We start from the raw sequence: 19,049 nt of genomic DNA on the forward strand, positions 1-19,049 counted from the left end.
TCAGGCCTTCGCGACTGCGGGCTGGGCGGCGGGTTTCTTCTCGGCGCTGGTCACGCTGGGTTTCTCGCCGATCTTGTAGGTTTCGAGGATCTCGTAGGTCACGGTGTGGCGGGTGGCGTTGAAGTACTGCCGGCAGCCGGCGGCGTGCACCCACAGCTCGTGGTGGATGCCGCGCGGGTTGTCGCGGAAGAACATGTAGTCGCCCCACTCCTCGTCGGTGCAGGCGCCGGGGTCCAGCGGGCGCGGGATGTGCGCCTGGCCCTTGGCGTGGAATTCCTCTTCGGAGCGCAGCTCGCCGCAGTGGGGGCAGAAGATATGCAACATGGTGAAGGCCCTCTTAGTGTGCGACGGCGGCCGCGCCGTGCTCGTCGATCAGCGCGCCGGAGTGGAAACGTTCGATGGAGAAGGGAGCGGCCAGCGGGTGCGGCTCGCCGGTCGCCAGGGTGGCGGCGAAGACGTTGCCGGAGCCTGGGGTGGCCTTGAAGCCGCCGGTGCCCCAACCGCAGTTGAAGAACAGGTTCTTCACCGGCGTCTTGCCGATGATCGGGCAGGCGTCCGGGGTGGTGTCGACGATGCCGCCCCACTGGCGGTTCATGCGCACGCGGGAGAGCACCGGGAACATCTCGACGATGGCCTGCAGGGTGTGCTCGATCACAGGATAGGAGCCGCGCTGGCCGTAGCCGTTGTAGCCGTCGATGCCGGCGCCGATGACCAGGTCGCCCTTGTCCGACTGGCTGATGTAGCCGTGCACGGCGTTGGACATGATGACGCTGTCGATGATCGGCTTCAGCGGCTCGGAAACCAGGGCCTGCAGCGGGTGCGATTCGATCGGCAGGCGGAAGCCGGCGAGCTTGGCCATGTGCCCGGAGTTGCCCGCGGTGACCACGCCGACGCGCTTGGCGCCGATGAAGCCGCGGTTGGTCTCGACGCCGATCACCGCGCCGTCCTGCTTGCGGAAGCCGATGACCTCGGTCTGCTGGATCAGGTCCACGCCCAGGGCGTCGGCGGCGCGGGCGAAGCCCCAGGCCACCGCGTCGTGGCGGGCCACGCCGCCGCGGCGCTGCACGGTGGAGCCCATGATCGGGTAGCGGGCGCTCTTGGTGCAGTTCAGGTAGGGGATTTCCTCGGCCACCTGCTGGGCGTTCAGCAGCTCGCCGTCCACGCCGTTGAGGCGGTTGGCGCTGACGCGGCGCTCGCCGTCGCGCATGTCCTGCAGGGTGTGGCAGAGGTTGTAGACGCCGCGCTGGGAGAACATGACGTTGTAGTTGAGGTCCTGGGACAGGCCTTCCCACAGCTTCATGGCGTGCTCGTAGAGCTGCGCCGACTCGTCCCACAGGTAGTTGGAGCGGACGATGGTGGTGTTGCGCGCGGTGTTGCCGCCGCCCAGCCAGCCCTTCTCCACCACCGCGATGTTGCGGATGCCGTGTTCCTTGGCCAGGTAGTAGGCCGTGGCCAGGCCGTGGCCGCCGCCGCCGACGATGACCACGTCGTACACCGGCTTGGGCGTGGGCGTGCGCCACATGCGCTGCCAGTTCTCGTGGTGGCTCAGTGAGTGCTTTAACAGGCCGAAGCCGGAGTAGCGTTGCATGTGGGGTGCTCCTGAAAATCTCGTGTCGCGGCGTTCTACCTGTAGGAGCGGGCCCTGCCCGCGATGCTTTCGGCCATTCGCGGGCAGGGCCCGCTCCTACGGAGCAAGGGCCGCGGGAATCTCAACGATAGACCGGGAAGTCGGCGCACAGGCCGGCGACCTGGGTGGCCACCTTGGCCTCGACGTCGGCGTCGCCCAGGTGGTCGAGCACGTCGCAGATCCAGCCGGCCAGCTCGCGGCTCTGTTCTTCCTTCAGGCCCCGGCTGGTGATGGCCGGGGTGCCGACGCGGATGCCCGAGGTGACGAACGGGCTCTGCGGGTCGTTGGGCACGGCGTTCTTGTTCACCGTGATGCCGACGCGGCCGAGGGCGGCGTCGGCTTCCTTGCCGGTCAGGCCCTGCTTGACCAGGCTGATCAGCATCAGGTGGTTGTCGGTGCCGCCGGAGACCACGTCGTAGCCGCGGTCGATGAAGACTTCGGCCATGGCCTTGGCGTTCTTGATCACCTGGGCCTGGTAGTCCTTGAACTCTGGCTCCAGCGCTTCCTTGAAGCACACCGCCTTGGCGGCGATCACGTGCATCAGCGGGCCGCCCTGGGCGCCGGGGAACACCGCGGAGTTGAGCTTCTTCTCGATCTCCTCGTTGCTGCGAGCCAGGATCAGGCCGCCGCGCGGGCCGCGCAGGGTCTTGTGGGTGGTGGTGGTGACCACGTCGGCGTAGGGCAGCGGGTTCGGGTACAGGCCGGCGGCCACCAGGCCGGCGACGTGGGCCATGTCGACGAACAGCAGCGCCCCGACCTTGTCGGCGATGGCGCGGAAGCGCGGGAAGTCGAGGGTCTTGGAGTAGGCGGAGAAGCCGGCGACGATCATCTTCGGCTTGTGCTCCACGGCCAGGCGCTCGACCTCGTCGTAGTCGATCAGCCCGGTGGCGGTGTCCAGGCCGTACTGCACGGCGTTGTACAGCTTGCCGGAGGAGGAGACCTTGGCGCCGTGGGTCAGGTGGCCGCCGTGGGCCAGGCTCATGCCCAGGATGGTGTCGCCGGCGTTGAGCAGCGCCAGGTACACCGCCGAGTTGGCCGAGGAGCCGGAGTGCGGCTGGACGTTGGCGTAGTCGGCGCCGAACAGTTGCTTGGCGCGGTCGATGGCCAGCTGCTCGACTTTATCCACGTGCTCGCAGCCGCCGTAGTAGCGCTTGCCCGGGTAGCCTTCGGCGTACTTGTTGGTCAGCCCGCTGCCCTGGGCCTGCATGACGCGCTTGCTGGTGTAGTTCTCCGAGGCGATCAGCTCCAGGTGGTCTTCCTGGCGTTCTTCCTCGGCGGTCATGGCGGCGAAGAGTTCGTCGTCGTAGCCCTGGATCTGGTCATGCTTGCTGAACATCGCGGTCTCCGTGCGACAGGCGCGTCGCTTGTGGGTGGAGGCTGCCCTGACCGCCCGCGCCGGGAGCCTGGCGGGGCTCGGCGCGAAGGGGTCGGTATTAGCCAGTTGCGATCGATTGTGCGCAATAGCCAGCCCCCCCATTTGCCTGTTTGCGACGTCAAAATGCCCAAACCTACCCGCGCGCTGCACCGCCCGTCCCTGCTTCGTCTGCGCCGGGCCCGCGGCGGCCGCGAAGGCGTCGGCGCGACATCGACAGGGGTGCAAGCCGAGGCCCGGCGGCGCCCCCCGCGCATGTCGCAGAAGAACAAGAAAAGCAGGCTGCCCCGACTGCCGTCGCTTTGCGGCTGCCGGCCGGGGAAAAGATGTCCGCTCCCGAGCTGAAAATGCACCTGGCTGCCACCGGGCCACTGCTGCGCGCCGCGCCGCCCGCGGCTAGAATGCCGCCACTGTCAAACCCGAGGACGCCATGAAACGCTCCCTGATCCTGCTCAGCGCCCTGATGCTCGGCGCGACCCTCCACGGCTGCGGCGGTGGCGACGACAAGGCCAAGGCCGAGAAGGCCGCGGCCGCCGCGGCGCCGGCCGACAGCTGCACCGGCCACCCGCTGGAAAAGGCCCTGCCGCCGAGCAAGGAAATATACGGCTACCCGTTCATCTCCCGCGAATGCGGCTACAACGACGCCAAGCTGGTGTACGGCACCGCCGACGGCAGCCGCCACCTGGAGATCAGCCTGATCGACACCGGCATGCCGGCGCCGGCCCAGGATGCCAATAGCGAGCAGGCCATCGCCTACCGCGGCGTGCAGGACAAGCTGCGCGACATGACGCATTCCAGCCTGACCTTGCTGAACAAGACTCGCGAGACTGCGATCAAGAATGGCACTGCCGACAAGTTCGGTGGCGAGGATTACCTGCCGGTGATCGACACCACCCGCATGGGCGATCCCCTGGGCGTAGTCGCCCCGGCCAAGGGCGAGGCGGGTGAGTCCAGCCTGACCGGGCTGATCAAGGGGCGCTACGTGCTGACACTGAGCAGCCCGGACAAGCCCAATGGCGGCAGCACCCAGTCCATGCGGCAGTTGTTCGTGCCTATCGTCGAGCAGATGAAGCTGACGGCGTTGCCCTGACCGGCCGCCTCCGGCGTTATCCGCCGAATCGCGGACAGAGTCCGCTCCTACGGTTACAGGGAAGCACGGGCGTAGGAGCGGACTTTGTCCGCGATTGGCCCCGGCCACGCCGGACGCCTCGGTGGCACGGCGAACCGCCGTAGGATGGCGTTGAGCGAAGCGATACCCATCATCACCACCGCATGGGTTTCGCAAGCTCAACCCATCCTACGACGAGCACCTCGGCGCAGCCTGAAAGACAGTTGCTACGGTTCCAGGAAAGCACGGGCGTAGGAGCGGACTTTGTCCGCGATTGGATTCCCGGCCACGCCGGACGCCTCGGTGGCACGAACGGCCCCCATCGCGAGCCGTCGTAGGATGGCGTTGAGCGAAGCGATACCCATCACCCCGGCCGCATGGGTTTCGCCAAGGCTCAACCCATCCTACGAAAAGCGCCTCGGCGTAGCCGGCAAGACTGTTGCTCCTACAAAAGCTGCGATTTCGCTACGCTGCCTGTGGATGACTCTTCTCTTCCCGAGGCAGCTTTCGATGTTCGACATTTCCCAGCAATTCGCCAGCGACAACTATTCCGGCATCTGCCCGGAAGCCTGGGCCGCCATGGCCGAGGCCAACCGCGGCCATGAGCGGGCCTACGGCGACGACCAGTGGACGGCGCGCGCCTCCGACCACTTCCGCGAGCTGTTCGAGACCGATTGCGAGGTGTTCTTCGCCTTCAACGGCACCGCCGCCAACTCCCTGGCCCTGGCCGCCCTGTGCCAGAGCTACCACAGCGTGATCTGCGCCGAGACCGCCCACGTCGAGACCGACGAGTGCGGCGCCCCGGAGTTCTTCTCCAACGGCTCCAAGCTGCTGCTGGCGCGCACCGACGAGCAGGGCAAGCTGACCCCCGCGGCTATTCGCGAAATCGCCCTGAAGCGCCAGGACATCCACTATCCCAAGCCGCGGGTGGTGACCCTCACCCAGGCCACCGAGGTCGGCACCGTCTACCGCCCGGACGAGCTGGGCGCGCTCAGCGCCACCTGCCGCGAGCTGGGCCTGCACCTGCACATGGACGGCGCGCGCTTCTCCAACGCCTGCGCCTTCCTCGGCGCCACCCCGGCGGAGCTGACCTGGAAGGCCGGCGTCGAGGTGCTGTGCTTCGGCGGCACCAAGAACGGCATGGCGGTGGGCGAGGCCATCCTGTTCTTCGACCGCGAGCTGGCCGAAGGCTTCGACTACCGCTGCAAGCAGGCCGGCCAGCTGGCCTCGAAGATGCGCTTCCTCGCCGCGCCCTGGGTCGGGGTGCTGCAGGACGACGCCTGGCTGCACTACGCCAACCACGCCAACCAGTGCGCGCGCCTGCTGGCGCAGCGGGTGGCCGACGTGCCGGGCGTGCAGCTGATGTTCCCGGTGGAGGCCAACGGGGTGTTCCTGCAGATGTCCGAGCCGGCCCTGGAAGCCCTGCGCCAGCGCGGCTGGCGCTTCTACACCTTCATCGGCGCCGGCGGCGCGCGCTTCATGTGCTCCTGGGACACCGAGCTGGAGCGTGTCGAGGCCCTGGCGCAGGACATTCGCCAGGTGATGGGCGCCGCCACCTGAGTTGTCCACCGAATCTGTCGAAAACCCTGTGCGCAGCCTGTGGCCGGGCTGTGTGCAGGCGGTTGGCGGCCGCATGGCTGCTGGGCCGGGCCAGGGCGCTCGGCGTTTGCTCGGTGGGCTGGATTCTGCCCCCGGAATCTGTTGGCCGCACTGTGGATAAAGTGTGAATGAATACCTTCGCGCCAGGCCTGGCGGGGCCTGCGCGCGGCTGTACGTTTTTTGACCTTGTTTCCGCTGCGCGCCTTGATTTTCAAGCACTTGCCGTGACCCTCCGGTGGCCGACGAGTTGCCCACAATGGCTGTGGAGCGAGGCACTGGAAAGCTGTGGAAAAGCTGTCGGTGAATGGCTGTACGAGCGAAGCGGCGGGGCCTGCCAGGCATTGCTGGTTTTTTCGCCAATGGCCCTGTCTCCGGGCGCTGCGGAAAAAACCGGCGGCGAATCGTCGCGGGCTGTCCACGGCTTCTGTTGAACGGCTTGTGACAAAGCTGTGGATAAACTGCTGCTGGACAGGCGTTCCGGGGCTTGCGCAGCACTGCCCAAAAAATCGCCAGCGTTGTGCTGAAGGGCCCGTGGCGCAAGGCCTGCCAGCATCCCCGACGAGTTTGCCGAACTGTCCACAATGGCTGTGGAAGCGGTCTTCAGCAAGCTGTGGAAAAGCTGTGGTGAAACGGCTGCGGCAGGCATGCCCGCTGGGCTCGTGGCGCCTGGCTGTTTTTTGCCCAGAGAGTCCCGAGGTGCTACCTATACTTGCCGTTACCCTGCCTGGGAGGTGCCCCATGTCGAACTACTCGGTCGAACAGATCCGCACGGTCGCCCTGGTCGGCCATGGCGACAGCGGCAAGACCCTGCTCGCCGAAGCCCTGCTGCAGCGCAGCGGCGCCATCCCCGCGATGGGCTCGCTGGAGCGCGGCGACACCCTGTGCGACGCCGACCCGCTGGAGCGTGACTACCACCACTCGCTGTCCGCCGCCTTGGCGCACTTCGAGCACGAGGGCGCGCACGTCCAGCTCATCGATACCCCCGGCCTGCCCGACTTCATCGGCCACGCGCTGCCGGCCCTGGCGGCGGTGGAGACCGCGCTGGTGGTGGTCAACGCGCAGAACGGCATCGAGCTGAACACCCACCGCATGATGGACTGGGCCGCCGAGCGCGGGCTGTGCCGGATGCTGGTGGTGAACAAGATCGACGCCGAACGCGTCGACCTGCCGACGCTGCTGGCCGACCTGCGTGAAGCCTTCGGCAAGGAAGTGCTGCCGCTCAACCTGCCGGCCGGCGGGGCGACGCGGGTGGCCGACTGCTTCTTCGCGCCCGCCGGCGAGGCGGACTTCTCCTCGGTGGAGGAGGCGCACCAGGCGCTGGTCGACCAGGTCGTGGAGGTCGACGAGGAGCTGATGGCGCGCTACCTGGAGCAGGGCTCGATCCAGCCGGAGGAACTGCACGAGCCCTTCGAGCGGGCCCTGCGCGAAGGCCACCTGATTCCCCTGTGCTTCGTCTCGGCGCGCACCGGCGCCGGCGTCGACGAGTTGCTGGCGGCGCTGGCGCGGCTGGCGCCCAACCCTGCCGAAGGCAACCCGCCGCTGTTCGAGCGGCTGGACGAGCAGGGCGGCGCCAGGCCCTTTCGCTCGCAGCCGGACCCCGAAGCCCACGTGCTGGCCCATGTGTTCAAGGTGGTGATCGACCCCTTCGTCGGCCGCCTGGCGGTGTTCCGCGTGCACCAGGGCACAGTGCGCCGCGACATGCAGCTGTTCGCCGGGGACGGCCGCAAACCGTTCAAGGTCGGCCACCTGCTGCGCCTGCAGGGCAAGCGCCACGAGGAGGTGCCGCAACTGATCCCCGGCGATTTCGGCGCGCTGACCAAGGTCGAGGAGCTGGAGTTCGACGTGGTCCTGCACGATTCCCACGACGAGGACCACATCCGCCTGGCGCCGCTGGACTTCCCCACGCCCATGCAGGGCCTGGCCATCGAGGCCGGCCGCCGCGGCGACGAGCAGCGCCTGGCCGAAGTGATGCAGCGCCTGCTGGCCGAGGACCCCTGCGTGCGCCTGGACTACAACGCCTCCACCCAGGAAACCGTGCTGCGCGGCATGGGCGAACTGCACCTGCGCTACCTGCTGGAGCGCCTGACCGGCAGCTACAAGCTGGAAGTGAACACCCGAGCGCCCAGCGTGCCCTACCGCGAGACGGCCACGCGCCCGGCCGAGGGGCACTGCCGGCACAAGAAGCAGACCGGCGGCGCCGGCCAGTTCGGCGAGGTGTTCCTGCGCGTGGAGCCCTTGCCGCGCGGGGCCGGCTTCGAGTTCGTCGACGCCATCAAGGGCGGGGTGATCCCGGGGCAGTTCATCCCCTCGGTGGAAAAGGGCGTGCGCGCGGCGCTGGCCGCCGGGCCCCTGGCCGGCTTCCCGGTGGAGGACGTGAAGGTCACGGTGTTCGACGGCAAGAGCCATTCGGTGGACTCCAAGGACATCGCCTTCCAGGCCGCCGGGCGCAAGGCCATGTTCGACGCCCTGCGCAACGCCGGCGGCATGCTGCTGGAGCCGGTGGTGAACATCGCGGTGACGGCGCCGGAGGCGCGCCTGGGCGACATCACCGCCGACCTCACCGGGCGCCGCGGCCAGGTGCTGGGCACCGAACCGCTGTCGGCCCGCGCCACCCTGGTGCGCGGCCAGGTGCCGCTGGCGGAACTGGAGGGCTACGCCAACCGGCTGAAGGCGATCACCGCCGGGCAGGGCTTCTTCACCCTGGAGGCCAGCCACTACAACCCCGTGCCGCAGGACGTGCAGCAGCGCCTGGCCAGTGGGTACAAGGCGGTGCAGGAAGAAGACTGAGGAGGCCGGGTCCTGTCTTGCCGGCAGCGCCGGAGCGCTCTTCGTAGGAGCGAGCCGTGCCCGCCGGTATGGCAGGAGCAACTGTCTTGCGCCGAGGTGCTCTTCGTAGGATGGGGTGAGCTTGCGAAACCCATGCGGTTGCGCTGATGGGTATCGCTTCGCTCAACGCCATCCTACGGAAAGCCGTGCTTCCTGGAACCGTAGGAGCGGGCCCTGCGCGCGAATCGCGGGCAGGGCCCGCTCCTACAGGGGCCCCAGGCGCATCAATTCAGATGCAATTCCACCCCGAAACGCCGCGACAGGCACGGCCACTGCTTCCAGGCGGTGACCGTCTGCGGGTCGCTCAGGCGGGCGCGGTAGGCTTGCGCCGCCGGGCTGGCGAAGACGCTGTCGTCGAGCATCGAGTCCACCGCGTGGTGCACGGCCTCGTCCAGTTGGTTGGCGAAGGGTTCGCCGATCAGCTGGTGCGCCACCAGGTTGGCCACGGTGGTGTCCAGCGGGATCAGCGGCTGGCCGAAGTGGGCGATGTAGCGGTCGTTCACTTCCTCCACCAGACGGTGCGCCAGGTAGGCCTCGTCGAGCAGCGCGTCCAGGCCGTCGTGGCCGGCCAGCAGGTCGGGCGGGGTCAGGAAGAAGTGCTCGGCGACCTTCAGCACCGGCTTGATCCTTTCCTCTATGCCGGCGTTGCGCGCCACGCTGGTGGCGGCTTCGAGGAACTCGGGGACCTGCTCGATATAGGCGTGGACGAAGCGGGTGAGCACCTGGACGGCATCGTCGCCGCTCAGGTTGATGCTCGGGTGCAGGCCCGCCATCTGGCTGTGGATGAGCCGCGCCAGGTGCCCGTTGCGCGTCTCGAGCTGGTGGGCCTGCTGAATCAGTTCGCGCAGTGCTGCGATATTCATGACAACTCCAAGACAACTCGATTTGGAAAGTGAAGAAAGACCTTAGCCGGGCGGGTCGGCGAGCTAAGACGCGATCGTCATAATCACGCAACCTTTATGAGGTTCGGGCATATCAAGCCGCCACCATGGTAGCGCAAAGCCGCAGGCGGCGTGGCTTTGAGAGCACCTTTCGCAATTGCGGAGGAGTTTTTTGCGCTGCGTTGTTATGTCGCAACCCCTGGCTATACTCCGATTCGACACACCTGAACCTGATGAACCCGGCCTGCCTTGAACGTGCCGAGGCTCGGCGGTCAAAGTTTGCTGTCTTGGCGGTCGCTCCCTTGGCCGCTGGCATTTGCCGGCGGGATAAGAACAACGATAAGGGGAACCCGAATGCTGCGACATCCGCGTACCTGGATGGGCTTGCTGTCGCTCCTCGTGTTCGCTCCGGCGCACGCCGCCTGGACGGTGAACATGACCCCGGGGGCGACCGAGGTCAGTCGTAACGTGTTCGACCTGCACATGACCATTTTCTGGATCTGTGTGGTCATCGGCATCATCGTCTTCGGTGCCATGTTCTGGTCGATGATCGTCCACCGCCGCTCCACCGGCCAGCAGCCGGCGCATTTCCACGAGAGTACCGTGGTGGAAATCCTCTGGACCGTGGTGCCGTTCCTGATTCTGGTGGTGATGGCCATTCCCGCCACCCGCACCCTCATCCACATGTACGACACCACCGAGCCGGAACTGGACGTGCAGGTCACCGGCTACCAGTGGAAGTGGCAGTACAAGTACCTGGGCCAGGACGTGGAGTTCTTCAGCAACCTGGCCACCAGCCAGGAGCAGATCCACAACAAGGACCCCAAGGACGAGCACTACCTGCTTGAGGTGGACAACCCGCTGGTGCTGCCGGCCGGGGTCAAGGTGCGCTTCCTGGTGACCTCCAGCGACGTCATCCACTCCTGGTGGGTGCCGGCCTTCGCGGTCAAGCGCGACGCCATCCCCGGCTTCGTCAACGAGGCCTGGACCAAGGTCGACGAGCCCGGCATCTACCGTGGCCAGTGCGCCGAGCTGTGCGGCAAGGACCACGGCTTCATGCCCATCGTCGTCGACGTGAAGTCCAAACCGGACTTCGACAAGTGGCTGGCCGAGCGCAAGGAAGAGGCGATCAAGCTCAAGGAGCTGACCAGCAAGGAGTGGACCAAGGAAGAACTCGTCGCCCGCGGCGACAAGGTCTACCACACCATCTGCGCCGCCTGTCACCAGCCCGAGGGCCAGGGCATGCCGCCGATGTTCCCGGCGCTCAAGGGCTCGAAGATCGTCACCGGGCCCAAGGAGCACCACCTGGAAACCGTGTTCAACGGCGTCCCGGGCACGGCCATGGCGGCCTTCGGCAAGCAGCTCTCGGAAGTGGACATCGCCGCGGTGATCACCTTCGAGCGCAACAGCTGGGGCAACAACGACGGCGACATGGTCACACCGCAAGACGTGGTGGCCTACAAGCAGAAGCAAAAATAACGAGGAGCCTGCGATGAGCGCTGTGATCGACCATCCCGAGCATTCGCACGCCGGCGAGCACCACCACGGCCCGGCCAAGGGCCTGATGCGCTGGGTCCTGACCACCAACCACAAGGACATCGGCACCCTGTACCTGTGGTTCAGCTTCTGCGCCTTCCTCCTCGGCGGCTCCTTCGCCATGGTGATCCGCGCCGAGCTGTTCCAGCCGGGGCTGCAGATCGTCGAGCCGGCCTTCTTCAACCAGATGACCACCATGCACGGCCTGGTGATGGTGTTCGGCGCGGTGATGCCGGCCTTCGTCGGCCTGGCCAACTGGATGGTGCCGCTGATGATCGGCGCGCCGGACATGGCCCTGCCGCGCATGAACAACTTCAGCTTCTGGCTGCTGCCGGCGGCCTTCGGCCTGCTGGTCAGCACCCTGTTCATGCCCGGCGGCGGCCCCAACTTCGGCTGGACCTTCTACGCCCCGCTGTCCACCACCTTCGCCCCGCACAGCGTGACCTTCTTCATCTTCGCCCTGCACATGATGGGGATGAGCTCGATCATGGGCGCGATCAACGTGATCGCCACCATCCTCAACCTGCGCGCCCCGGGCATGACGCTGATGAAGATGCCGCTGTTCGTCTGGACCTGGCTGATCACCGCCTTCCTGCTGATCGCGGTGATGCCGGTGCTGGCCGGTTGCGTGACCATGATGCTGATGGACATCCACTTCGGCACCAGCTTCTTCAGCGCGGCCGGCGGCGGCGACCCGGTGCTGTTCCAGCACGTGTTCTGGTTCTTCGGCCACCCCGAGGTGTACATCATGATCCTGCCGGCCTTCGGCGCGGTCAGCGCGATCATCCCGGCGTTCAGCCGCAAGCCGCTGTTCGGCTACACCTCGATGGTCTACGCCACCGCCTCGATCGCCTTCCTCTCGTTCATCGTCTGGGCGCACCACATGTTCGTGGTCGGCATCCCGCTGGTGGGCGAACTGTTCTTCATGTACGCCACCATGCTGATCGCCGTGCCCACCGGGGTGAAGGTGTTCAACTGGGCCTCGACCATGTGGCAGGGCTCGCTGACCTTCGAGACGCCGATGCTGTTCGCCGTGGCCTTCGTCATCCTCTTCACCATCGGCGGCTTCTCCGGGCTGATGCTGGCCATCGCCCCGGCGGACTTCCAGTACCAGGACACCTACTTCGTGGTGGCGCACTTCCACTACGTGCTGGTGCCCGGGGCGATCTTCGGCATCTTCGCCTCGGTGTACTACTGGATACCCAAGTGGACCGGGCACATGTACGACGAGACCCTGGCCAAGCTGCACTTCTGGCTCTCGTTCATCGGCATGAACATGGCCTTCTTCCCCATGCACTTCCTGGGGCTGGCTGGCATGCCGCGGCGGATTCCGGACTACAACCTGCAGTTCGCCAACTTCAACATGGTCTCGTCGATCGGCGCCTTCCTGTTCGGCACCACCCAGCTGCTGTTCCTGTTCATCGTCATCAAGACCATCCGCGGCGGCAAGCCGGCCCCGGCCAAGCCCTGGGACGGCGCCGAAGGCCTGGAGTGGACGGTGCCCTCGCCGGCGCCCTACCACACCTTCAGCACCCCGCCGGAAGTGAAGTGAACCGCCCTTCGTAGGAGCGAGCTTGCTCGCGAACGACTCCGCAGCGGGGCTGGTTCGCGAGCAAGCTCGCTCCTACAGGAGAAACTCCATGAGCGACGGCAACATCGAGACGCGCAAGCTGGTCACCCGCCTGCTGGTGGTGGTGGTGGCCATGTTCGCCTTCGGCTTCGCCCTGGTGCCGATCTACAACGTCATGTGCAAGGCCCTGGGCATCAACGGCAAGACTTCCGGCAGCGCCTACCAGGGCAGCCTCCAGCAGGTGGACATGGCGCGCCAGGTGAAGGTGGACTTCGTGGCGAACAACAACATCGACATGGTCTGGGAATTCCGCCCCGAGAGCGAAATGATCGTGGTGCACCCCGGGGCGGTGAACCAGATGCTGTTCGTCGCGCAGAACCCCACCAATAAGCCGATGACCGCCCAGGCCATCCCCAGCATCGCGCCCTCCACGGCCGCGCGCTATTTCCACAAGACCGAGTGCTTCTGCTTCACCCAGCAGGTCCTGCAGCCCGGCGAGCGCATCGAGATGCCGGTGCGCTTCATCGTCGACCGCGACCTGCCGGCGGACGTCCACCGCATCACCCTCGCCTACACGCTGTTCGACATCACCGCACGCAAGCCACCGGTGGCCAGCAACGACCGCTGACCGGCCCAGGAGAACAAGAATGGCAACCCACGATCCGTACTATGTCCCCGCGCAGAGCAAATGGCCGATCATCGCCACCATCGGCCTGCTCACCACGTTGTTCGGCGTCGGCACCTGGATGAACGACTACAGCGCCGGCAAGGAAGCCTCCCACGGGCCCTGGATCCTCTTCGCCGGCGGGCTGATCGTCGCCTACATGCTGTTCGGCTGGTTCGGCAACGTGATCAAGGAGAGCCGCTCCGGGCTCTACAGCCCGCAGATGGACCGCTCGTTCCGCTGGGGCATGAGCTGGTTCATCTTCTCCGAGGTGATGTTCTTCGCCGCCTTCTTCGGCGCGCTCTTCTACATCCGCCACTTCGCCGGGCCCTGGCTCGGCGGCGAGGGCCACAAGGGCATCGCCCACATGCTCTGGCCGGAGTTCCAGTACACCTGGCCGCTGCTGAGCAACCCGGACAACAAGCTGTTCCCGCCGCCCAAGGAAGTCATCGAGCCGTGGAAGCTGCCGCTGATCAACACCATCTTGCTGGTCACCTCCAGCTTCACCGTGACCTTCGCCCACCACGCGCTGAAGAAGAACCACCGCGGCCCGCTGAAGCTGTGGCTGGCGATCACTGTGGCGCTGGGCGTGGCCTTCCTGTTCCTGCAGGCCCACGAGTACCACGAGGCCTATAGCGAACTGGGCCTGACCCTCGGCTCGGGCATCTACGGCACCACCTTCTTCATGCTCACCGGCTTCCACGGCGCCCACGTGACCATAGGCGCGCTGATGCTGAGCATCATGCTGATCCGCATCCTGCGCGGGCACTTCGACGCCGAGCACCACTTCGGCTTCGAGGCGGCCAGCTGGTACTGGCACTTCGTCGACGTGGTGTGGATCGGGCTGTTCATCTTTGTGTATGTGCTTTGAGGAAGCACGCCCTTGTAGGAGCGAGCTTGCTCGCGAACGGCTCCGCAGCGGGGCTGGTTCGCGAGCAAGCTCGCTCCTACGAAGAGCAAGAGCAGGAAGTCAGAAAGTAGCGGAAGTGACCAGTTGCCCGGAGTAGAAGCCCCAGGTGACCAGGGCGAGGGTGAGGGCGGCGAGGATGACCCGCACGGTAAGGGCGTTGACCACACGGGAACCGTGGCCCTCGTCCTTGACCAGGAAGAACAACCCGCTGAACAGGCTGGCCACGGTGGCCAGCAGCAGAACGACGATCGCGGCCTTGAGCATGACCTGGCTCCGATTGCTGAGGGGGTAACTTGCAGTATAGCCAGCACGCCATCGACTCCCGCCCGCGCCACGGCGTGGCGGCGGTCTTCCGGCCGGGCCTGGCGCCGACCCTGGTGGTCCTGGCGCTGCTCCCGCTGCTGGTCGCCCTAGGCTGCTGGCAGCTTTCCCGCGCCGCCGAGAAACGCGTGCTGCTGGCCGCCGCCGAAGCACGCCGCGAGGCGGCGCCCATCCCCGCCGCGCAGCTCGAACGCCTGGCCAACCCCGCCTACGTGCGGGTGCGCTTGCAGGGCCGCCTGGACGCCGAACATACCCTGCTGCTGGACAACCGCACCCGCGACGGCGCCGCTGGCGTCGAGGTGCTGCAACCCTTCCATGACAAGGCCAGCGGCCTCTGGCTGCTGGTCAACCGCGGCTGGCTGCCCTGGCCCAACCGCCGCGTGCCGCCGACCTTCGATACGCCCGCCGGCGACCTGCTGCTCGACGCCTGGGCCTACATCCCGCCGCCCGGCGGCCTGCAACTGGCCGATGCGCGGCAGCAGGCCTGGCCGCAACTGATCACCCGCGTCGACCCGGACGCCACCTGGCAGGCCCTGGACCGCAACGGCCTGGCCCTGGAGCTGCGCCTGGAACCGGGCGACGCCGCCTTCGAGACCAACTGGCCGGTGGTCGCCATGGCCCCCGAACGCCACACCGGCTACGCCGTGCAGTGGTTCGCCATGGCCACCGCCCTGTTCGCCCTCTACCTCTACCTCGGCATCCGCCGCGCACGGGAGAAGCCCGCCCATGACCAGCCTGACCCTCGATGAAACCCAGCTGCGCCGCCGCAACCGCGGGCGCCTGCAGCTGCTGCTGATCCTCGCCGTGGTATTCGGCCCGATGTTGCTGGCCACCGGCATGTACAAGTTCCGCTTCTGGGTGCCGGAAAGCCGCAGCTACCATGGCGAGCTGATCGCCAACGGCAGCACGCCCGCCGACCTGGGTGTGCAGGCCGACGCCGCGAGCGACCGCTGGCAACTGCTGGTCACCGCCCCCGCTACCTGTGCCGCCGACTGCCAGCAGCTGGTGTACCTGGCGCGGCAGATCAACATCGGCCTGAACCGCGACGCCAACCGCGCCGAGCACGCCCTGGCCGCCGCCCAGGCGCTGCCGGCGGACTTCCAGGCGCAGCTGGACAAGGACTACCCGCGCCTGAAGCGCTACGCCCTGCAACCGGCCGCCGGCGAGCAGGCGCCGCAGCTGTGGATAGTCGATCCCCACGGCAACCTGGTGCTGCGCTACGCCGCCGGCGCCAACGGCAAGCAGATCCTCGGCGACCTGCAACTGCTGCTGAAGCTCTCCCACATCGGCTGAGCGCAGGCCACGACAACAACAAGAACGGGGGCTGTGCATGACGAACACACCGCGTAAACCCGGCTTCTACGTCGCCGCCTTCGCCACCGCCCTGGCGCTGGTGGTGGTGCTGCTCGGCGCCTACACCCGGCTCACCCACGCCGGCCTGGGCTGCCCGGACTGGCCCGGCTGCTACGGCTTCATCCACGTGCCCAGCAGCGAGGCGCAGCTGGCCCACGCCGAGCAGCACTTCCCCGAGGCCCCGGTGGAAGCGCAGAAGGGCTGGAACGAGATGATCCACCGCTACTTCGCCGGCACCCTGGGCCTGCTCATCGCCGGCCTGGCGGTACACGCCCTGCTGCGCCGCGGCCGCGACGGCCAGCCGCTGCGCCTGCCGTTGCTGCTGCTGGGCGTGGTGATCGCCCAGGCCGCCTTCGGCATGTGGACGGTGACCCTCAAGCTGTGGCCGCAGGTGGTCACCGCGCACCTGCTCGGCGGCTTCACCACCCTGTCGCTGCTGTTCCTCCTCGCCCTGCGCCTGTCCGGCGCCGTGCAACCGCTGCAACGCGCCGGCGCGCCGCGCCGCCTGGCGGCCTTCGCCCTGGCCCTGGTGGTGCTGCAGATCGCCCTGGGCGGCTGGGTGAGCAGCAACTACGCGGCGGTCGCCTGCATCGACCTGCCCATGTGCCACGGCCAGTGGTGGCCGCAGATGGACTTCGCCAACGGCTTCCACCTGACCCAGCACATCGGCCCCAACTACCTGGGCGGGCAGCTCGACAGCGACGCCCGCACGGCCATCCACATGACCCACCGCATGGGCGCCTTCTGCGTGGTGGCGGTGCTGCTGGTGCTGGCCTGGCGCATGCAGCGCGTCGGCCTGATCTACCCCACCGCGCTGATGCTGCTGGCGCTGTCGCTGCAGGTCGGCCTGGGCATCAGCAACGTGCTGCTGCACCTGCCGCTGCCGGTGGCGGTGGCGCACAACGGCGGCGGCGCCTGCCTGCTGCTGAGCCTGGTGCTGGTCAACTACCGCCTGCGCGCCCCGGTCAGCGTGGCCAAGGTCGCTGCGGCCGGCAGGGCGCGCACGCTGCCGGCGCTGGAACGGCCGGTGGCCTACCCCTCGCAAGGCTGAACCTCATTCAACGAACGGAGAGTCGAACATGGCCAGCGTACTGAGCGGCACCCGCAGCCAACCCGGCTGGCGCGATTACCTGGAGCTGACCAAGCCCAAGGTGGTCCTGCTGATGCTGATCACCTCGCTGATCGGCATGCTGCTGGCCACCCGCAGCGGCGTGCCCTGGACGGTGCTGCTGTTCGGCAACCTGGGCATCGGCCTGTGCGCCGGCGCGGCGGCGGCGGTGAACCACGTGGTGGACCGGCGCATCGACTCGATCATGGCGCGCACCCACCGCCGCCCGCTGGTGGAGGGGCGGCTCTCGCCCAGCGTGGCCCTGGGCTTCGCCCTGCTCCTGGCGCTGGCCGGGATGAGCCTGCTGCTGACCTTCACCAACGCCCTCACCGCCTGGCTGACGCTGGCCTCGCTGCTGGGCTACGCGGCGCTCTACACGGGCTTCCTCAAGCGCGCCACGCCGCAGAACATCGTGATCGGCGGCCTGGCCGGCGCGGCCCCGCCGATGCTCGGCTGGGTGGCGGTGACCGGGCACCTGTCGGCCGAGCCGCTGCTGCTGGTGCTGATCATCTTCGCCTGGACGCCGCCGCACTTCTGGGCCCTGTGCCTGCACCGCAAGGACGAGTACGCCAAGGCCGAGATTCCGATGCTGCCGGTGACCCACGGCGAGCGCTACACCAAGCTGCACATCCTGCTCTACAGCCTGGTGCTGTTCGCCGTGAGCCTGATGCCCTTCGCCATCCACATGAGCGGCCTGGTCTACCTGCTCGCCGCGCTGGCCCTGGGCGCTCGCTTCCTCGACTGGGCCTGGGCGCTGTACCGTGACAGCAAGCCCCATGCGGCCATCGGCACCTTCAAGTACTCTATCGCCTACCTGTTCCTGCTGTTCATCGCCCTGCTGGTGGACCATTACCTGCCCATCCACATGGCGCTGTGACAGGAGTCGTAGGGCGTATAACGCTCCGCGTTATACGCCGTTTGACCTTGGCCCCAGGCGGCTCCGGGGTTGACCTGGGAGTTGGCTGCGGGCTTGGGTGTAGCGGCGTATAACCGCGAACGGTTATACGCCCTACGCCCATGAACGCCCCTCGACCGCTCCCGACCACGAGAACCCCATGTCCCGAGTCAACAAGACCGTCCTCATCCTGGTAGCCATAGTCGCCGTCATCCTCGGCCTCACCGTGCAGAAGGTCCTCACCGAGAAACACCGCCTCGACCCCGCTGCGCTGCTCGACGCCGGCATCGTGCTGCTGCCGCAGAGCCGCGAGGTGCCGGCGCTGACCTTCCAGGACCAGGACGGCAAGCCGTTCGACACCGCCAGCCTCAAGGGCCGCTGGAGCCTGCTGTTCTTCGGCTACACCTTCTGCCCGGACGTCTGCCCCACCACCCTGGCGCAGCTGCGCGAGCTGCAGGGCAAGCTGGCCCCCGAGGCGCGCGAGAAGCTGCAGGTGGTATTCGTCAGCGTCGACCCGCACCGCGACACCCCGGCACGCCTGAAGGAATACCTGGGCTTCTTCAACGCCGGCTTCCAGGGCCTGGTGGGCAGCGACGAGGCCATCCAGAAGCTGGCCAACGCCATGAGCATCCCCTACATCCCGGCCGACACCAGCAAGCCCAACTACACCGTCGACCACAGCGGCAACCTGGTCATCATCGGCCCGGACGGCACCCAGCACGGCTTCATCCGCGCCCCGCTGAACAACGCCAAGCTCGCCGAACAGCTGCCCAAGGTGCTCGCCGACCAGGGCTGAGCCATTCGCCGGCGCGCAGCCGGCCCATTCACCGCGCTGCTTTGTCGCAGCCAGGCAACGGCCACCCTCGGGTGGCCGTTCTTTTTTTTCATCACCCGCCTGCACAGCCTTGGACTAGTCTGTTTTTCAAGGCCTGCCCCGACGCCCGCCCGAAAGCCAGGAAACATGCGCTGTGAGGCGGTCGCCAGGGATTTCCTGACTCTGTAGTCAATGTAAAAAATCTGCTACGGAATTCCAGGCATCAGTGATCACTCATATTTCGGATTAAAAACATTAATTAACACCTATAGATACGCCTGAGGCAGGATTGACGGGCCTCTCACCGGGTTGCCGGGGGTTCTGATGAGCAAACATTCACACCAGGGATAGCGTTTTCCCCCGGTCACAATAGGCAATTAGGCTAAAAGCCAGGGCGCACGCGCCCCTTGCCGGGACGGGGGAACTACGGGTCCCAACGTGACTTGTAGTCCTTTTTCAGTACTA

The 19,049-nt window shown here is 67.0% G+C and carries 18 protein-coding genes; 13 read left to right on the forward strand and 5 right to left on the reverse strand.

What is annotated here, in order from left to right:
- The 3 genes from BM060_RS13300 to glyA form a co-directional block, all read right to left on the reverse strand.
- Positions 1-324 carry a sarcosine oxidase subunit delta gene (locus BM060_RS13300; RefSeq protein ID WP_009614657.1) on the reverse strand — a complete coding sequence of 108 codons (324 nt, stop codon included), beginning with the start codon at positions 322-324 and terminating at the stop codon, positions 1-3.
- A 13-nt stretch (positions 325-337) separates the two neighbouring features.
- A complete protein-coding gene (locus tag BM060_RS13305) occupies positions 338-1,588 on the reverse strand; it encodes a sarcosine oxidase subunit beta (protein WP_009614658.1) in 1,251 nt (416 codons plus the stop codon).
- A 121-nt stretch (positions 1,589-1,709) separates the two neighbouring features.
- Positions 1,710-2,963: a serine hydroxymethyltransferase gene (gene glyA / locus BM060_RS13310; RefSeq protein WP_074980522.1), complete on the reverse strand. Its 1,254-nt coding sequence runs from the start codon at positions 2,961-2,963 to the stop codon at positions 1,710-1,712.
- A 466-nt stretch (positions 2,964-3,429) separates the two neighbouring features.
- Here glyA and BM060_RS13315 point away from each other — a divergent pair, with 466 nt between their 5' ends.
- The 4 genes from BM060_RS13315 (at position 3,430) to fusA (ending at position 8,493) form a co-directional block, all read left to right on the forward strand.
- Positions 3,430-4,089, forward strand: a complete 660-nt coding sequence (locus BM060_RS13315; RefSeq protein ID WP_074980523.1) for a hypothetical protein — start codon at positions 3,430-3,432, stop codon at positions 4,087-4,089.
- Between the two features lie 528 nt (positions 4,090-4,617).
- The gene (locus BM060_RS13320; protein WP_074980524.1) at positions 4,618-5,667 is read left to right on the forward strand and encodes a threonine aldolase family protein; all 1,050 of its coding nucleotides are present in this window, start codon (positions 4,618-4,620) and stop codon (positions 5,665-5,667) included.
- Positions 5,668-5,834: 167 nt separating this feature from the next.
- The gene (locus BM060_RS32430) at positions 5,835-6,137 is read left to right on the forward strand and encodes a hypothetical protein (protein WP_135499883.1); all 303 of its coding nucleotides are present in this window, start codon (positions 5,835-5,837) and stop codon (positions 6,135-6,137) included.
- Positions 6,138-6,444: 307 nt separating this feature from the next.
- The gene (gene fusA / locus BM060_RS13325) at positions 6,445-8,493 is read left to right on the forward strand and encodes an elongation factor G (protein WP_074980525.1); all 2,049 of its coding nucleotides are present in this window, start codon (positions 6,445-6,447) and stop codon (positions 8,491-8,493) included.
- A 263-nt stretch (positions 8,494-8,756) separates the two neighbouring features.
- Here fusA and BM060_RS13330 read toward each other — a convergent pair whose 3' ends face one another.
- Positions 8,757-9,395 (reverse strand): hypothetical protein, encoded by a 639-nt coding sequence (locus tag BM060_RS13330; protein ID WP_074980526.1) that lies wholly within the window; start codon positions 9,393-9,395, stop codon positions 8,757-8,759.
- Positions 9,396-9,767: 372 nt separating this feature from the next.
- Between BM060_RS13330 and coxB the strand changes: the two genes are divergently transcribed.
- From coxB to BM060_RS13355, 4 genes are all read left to right on the forward strand, one after another.
- On the forward strand, positions 9,768-10,892 hold the full coding sequence (gene coxB / locus BM060_RS13340) for a cytochrome c oxidase subunit II (protein WP_074980527.1): 1,125 nt from the start codon (positions 9,768-9,770) through the stop codon (positions 10,890-10,892).
- A gap of 13 nt (positions 10,893-10,905) precedes the next feature.
- Positions 10,906-12,501, forward strand: a complete 1,596-nt coding sequence (gene ctaD, locus BM060_RS13345) for a cytochrome c oxidase subunit I (protein WP_074980528.1) — start codon at positions 10,906-10,908, stop codon at positions 12,499-12,501.
- Positions 12,502-12,589: 88 nt separating this feature from the next.
- Entirely contained in the window at positions 12,590-13,147 is a 558-nt protein-coding gene (locus BM060_RS13350) for a cytochrome c oxidase assembly protein (RefSeq protein WP_074980529.1), read from the forward strand.
- 19 nt (positions 13,148-13,166) lie between these two features.
- A complete protein-coding gene (locus tag BM060_RS13355; protein ID WP_009614695.1) occupies positions 13,167-14,054 on the forward strand; it encodes a cytochrome c oxidase subunit 3 in 888 nt (295 codons plus the stop codon).
- Between the two features lie 99 nt (positions 14,055-14,153).
- Here the strand turns inward: BM060_RS13355 and BM060_RS13360 are convergent, their stop codons facing one another.
- A complete protein-coding gene (locus BM060_RS13360) occupies positions 14,154-14,357 on the reverse strand; it encodes a twin transmembrane helix small protein (protein WP_074980530.1) in 204 nt (67 codons plus the stop codon).
- Between the two features lie 29 nt (positions 14,358-14,386).
- Between BM060_RS13360 and BM060_RS13365 the strand changes: the two genes are divergently transcribed.
- The 5 genes from BM060_RS13365 (at position 14,387) to BM060_RS13385 (ending at position 18,566) form a co-directional block, all read left to right on the forward strand.
- On the forward strand, positions 14,387-15,163 hold the full coding sequence (locus BM060_RS13365) for an SURF1 family protein (RefSeq protein WP_074980531.1): 777 nt from the start codon (positions 14,387-14,389) through the stop codon (positions 15,161-15,163).
- Positions 15,141-15,707: a PA_0111/PP_0108 family redox-active disulfide protein gene (locus BM060_RS13370; protein WP_074980532.1), complete on the forward strand. Its 567-nt coding sequence runs from the start codon at positions 15,141-15,143 to the stop codon at positions 15,705-15,707. The genes BM060_RS13365 and BM060_RS13370 overlap by 23 nt, the downstream gene beginning before the upstream one ends.
- Before the next feature lie 37 nt (positions 15,708-15,744).
- Complete coding sequence (locus tag BM060_RS13375) at positions 15,745-16,818, forward strand: COX15/CtaA family protein (protein WP_074980533.1); 1,074 nt, start codon at positions 15,745-15,747, stop codon at positions 16,816-16,818.
- Between the two features lie 28 nt (positions 16,819-16,846).
- Positions 16,847-17,752: a heme o synthase gene (cyoE, locus tag BM060_RS13380; protein WP_009614706.1), complete on the forward strand. Its 906-nt coding sequence runs from the start codon at positions 16,847-16,849 to the stop codon at positions 17,750-17,752.
- 178 nt (positions 17,753-17,930) lie between these two features.
- The gene (locus BM060_RS13385) at positions 17,931-18,566 is read left to right on the forward strand and encodes an SCO family protein (RefSeq protein WP_009614707.1); all 636 of its coding nucleotides are present in this window, start codon (positions 17,931-17,933) and stop codon (positions 18,564-18,566) included.
- Positions 18,567-19,049: the final 483 nt, after the last annotated feature.

Origin of the sequence: Pseudomonas citronellolis (genome assembly GCF_900112375.1) — a bacterium.
GTDB classification, from domain to species: domain Bacteria; phylum Pseudomonadota; class Gammaproteobacteria; order Pseudomonadales; family Pseudomonadaceae; genus Pseudomonas; species Pseudomonas citronellolis.

Excerpts from the sequence above, each read along its gene's own strand:
- BM060_RS13300 (WP_009614657.1), bottom strand. The coding sequence starts at position 324 with ATGTTGCATATCTTCTGCCCCCACTGCGGCGAGCTGCGCTCCGAAGAG.
- BM060_RS13305 (WP_009614658.1), bottom strand. The coding sequence starts at position 1,588 with ATGCAACGCTACTCCGGCTTCGGCCTGTTAAAGCACTCACTGAGCCAC.
- glyA (WP_074980522.1), bottom strand. The coding sequence starts at position 2,963 with ATGTTCAGCAAGCATGACCAGATCCAGGGCTACGACGACGAACTCTTC.
- BM060_RS13315 (WP_074980523.1), top strand. The coding sequence starts at position 3,430 with ATGAAACGCTCCCTGATCCTGCTCAGCGCCCTGATGCTCGGCGCGACC.
- BM060_RS13320 (WP_074980524.1), top strand. The coding sequence starts at position 4,618 with ATGTTCGACATTTCCCAGCAATTCGCCAGCGACAACTATTCCGGCATC.
- BM060_RS32430 (WP_135499883.1), top strand. The coding sequence starts at position 5,835 with ATGAATACCTTCGCGCCAGGCCTGGCGGGGCCTGCGCGCGGCTGTACG.
- fusA (WP_074980525.1), top strand. The coding sequence starts at position 6,445 with ATGTCGAACTACTCGGTCGAACAGATCCGCACGGTCGCCCTGGTCGGC.
- BM060_RS13330 (WP_074980526.1), bottom strand. The coding sequence starts at position 9,395 with ATGAATATCGCAGCACTGCGCGAACTGATTCAGCAGGCCCACCAGCTC.
- coxB (WP_074980527.1), top strand. The coding sequence starts at position 9,768 with ATGCTGCGACATCCGCGTACCTGGATGGGCTTGCTGTCGCTCCTCGTG.
- ctaD (WP_074980528.1), top strand. The coding sequence starts at position 10,906 with ATGAGCGCTGTGATCGACCATCCCGAGCATTCGCACGCCGGCGAGCAC.
- BM060_RS13350 (WP_074980529.1), top strand. The coding sequence starts at position 12,590 with ATGAGCGACGGCAACATCGAGACGCGCAAGCTGGTCACCCGCCTGCTG.
- BM060_RS13355 (WP_009614695.1), top strand. The coding sequence starts at position 13,167 with ATGGCAACCCACGATCCGTACTATGTCCCCGCGCAGAGCAAATGGCCG.
- BM060_RS13360 (WP_074980530.1), bottom strand. The coding sequence starts at position 14,357 with ATGCTCAAGGCCGCGATCGTCGTTCTGCTGCTGGCCACCGTGGCCAGC.
- BM060_RS13370 (WP_074980532.1), top strand. The coding sequence starts at position 15,141 with ATGACCAGCCTGACCCTCGATGAAACCCAGCTGCGCCGCCGCAACCGC.
- BM060_RS13375 (WP_074980533.1), top strand. The coding sequence starts at position 15,745 with ATGACGAACACACCGCGTAAACCCGGCTTCTACGTCGCCGCCTTCGCC.
- cyoE (WP_009614706.1), top strand. The coding sequence starts at position 16,847 with ATGGCCAGCGTACTGAGCGGCACCCGCAGCCAACCCGGCTGGCGCGAT.
- BM060_RS13385 (WP_009614707.1), top strand. The coding sequence starts at position 17,931 with ATGTCCCGAGTCAACAAGACCGTCCTCATCCTGGTAGCCATAGTCGCC.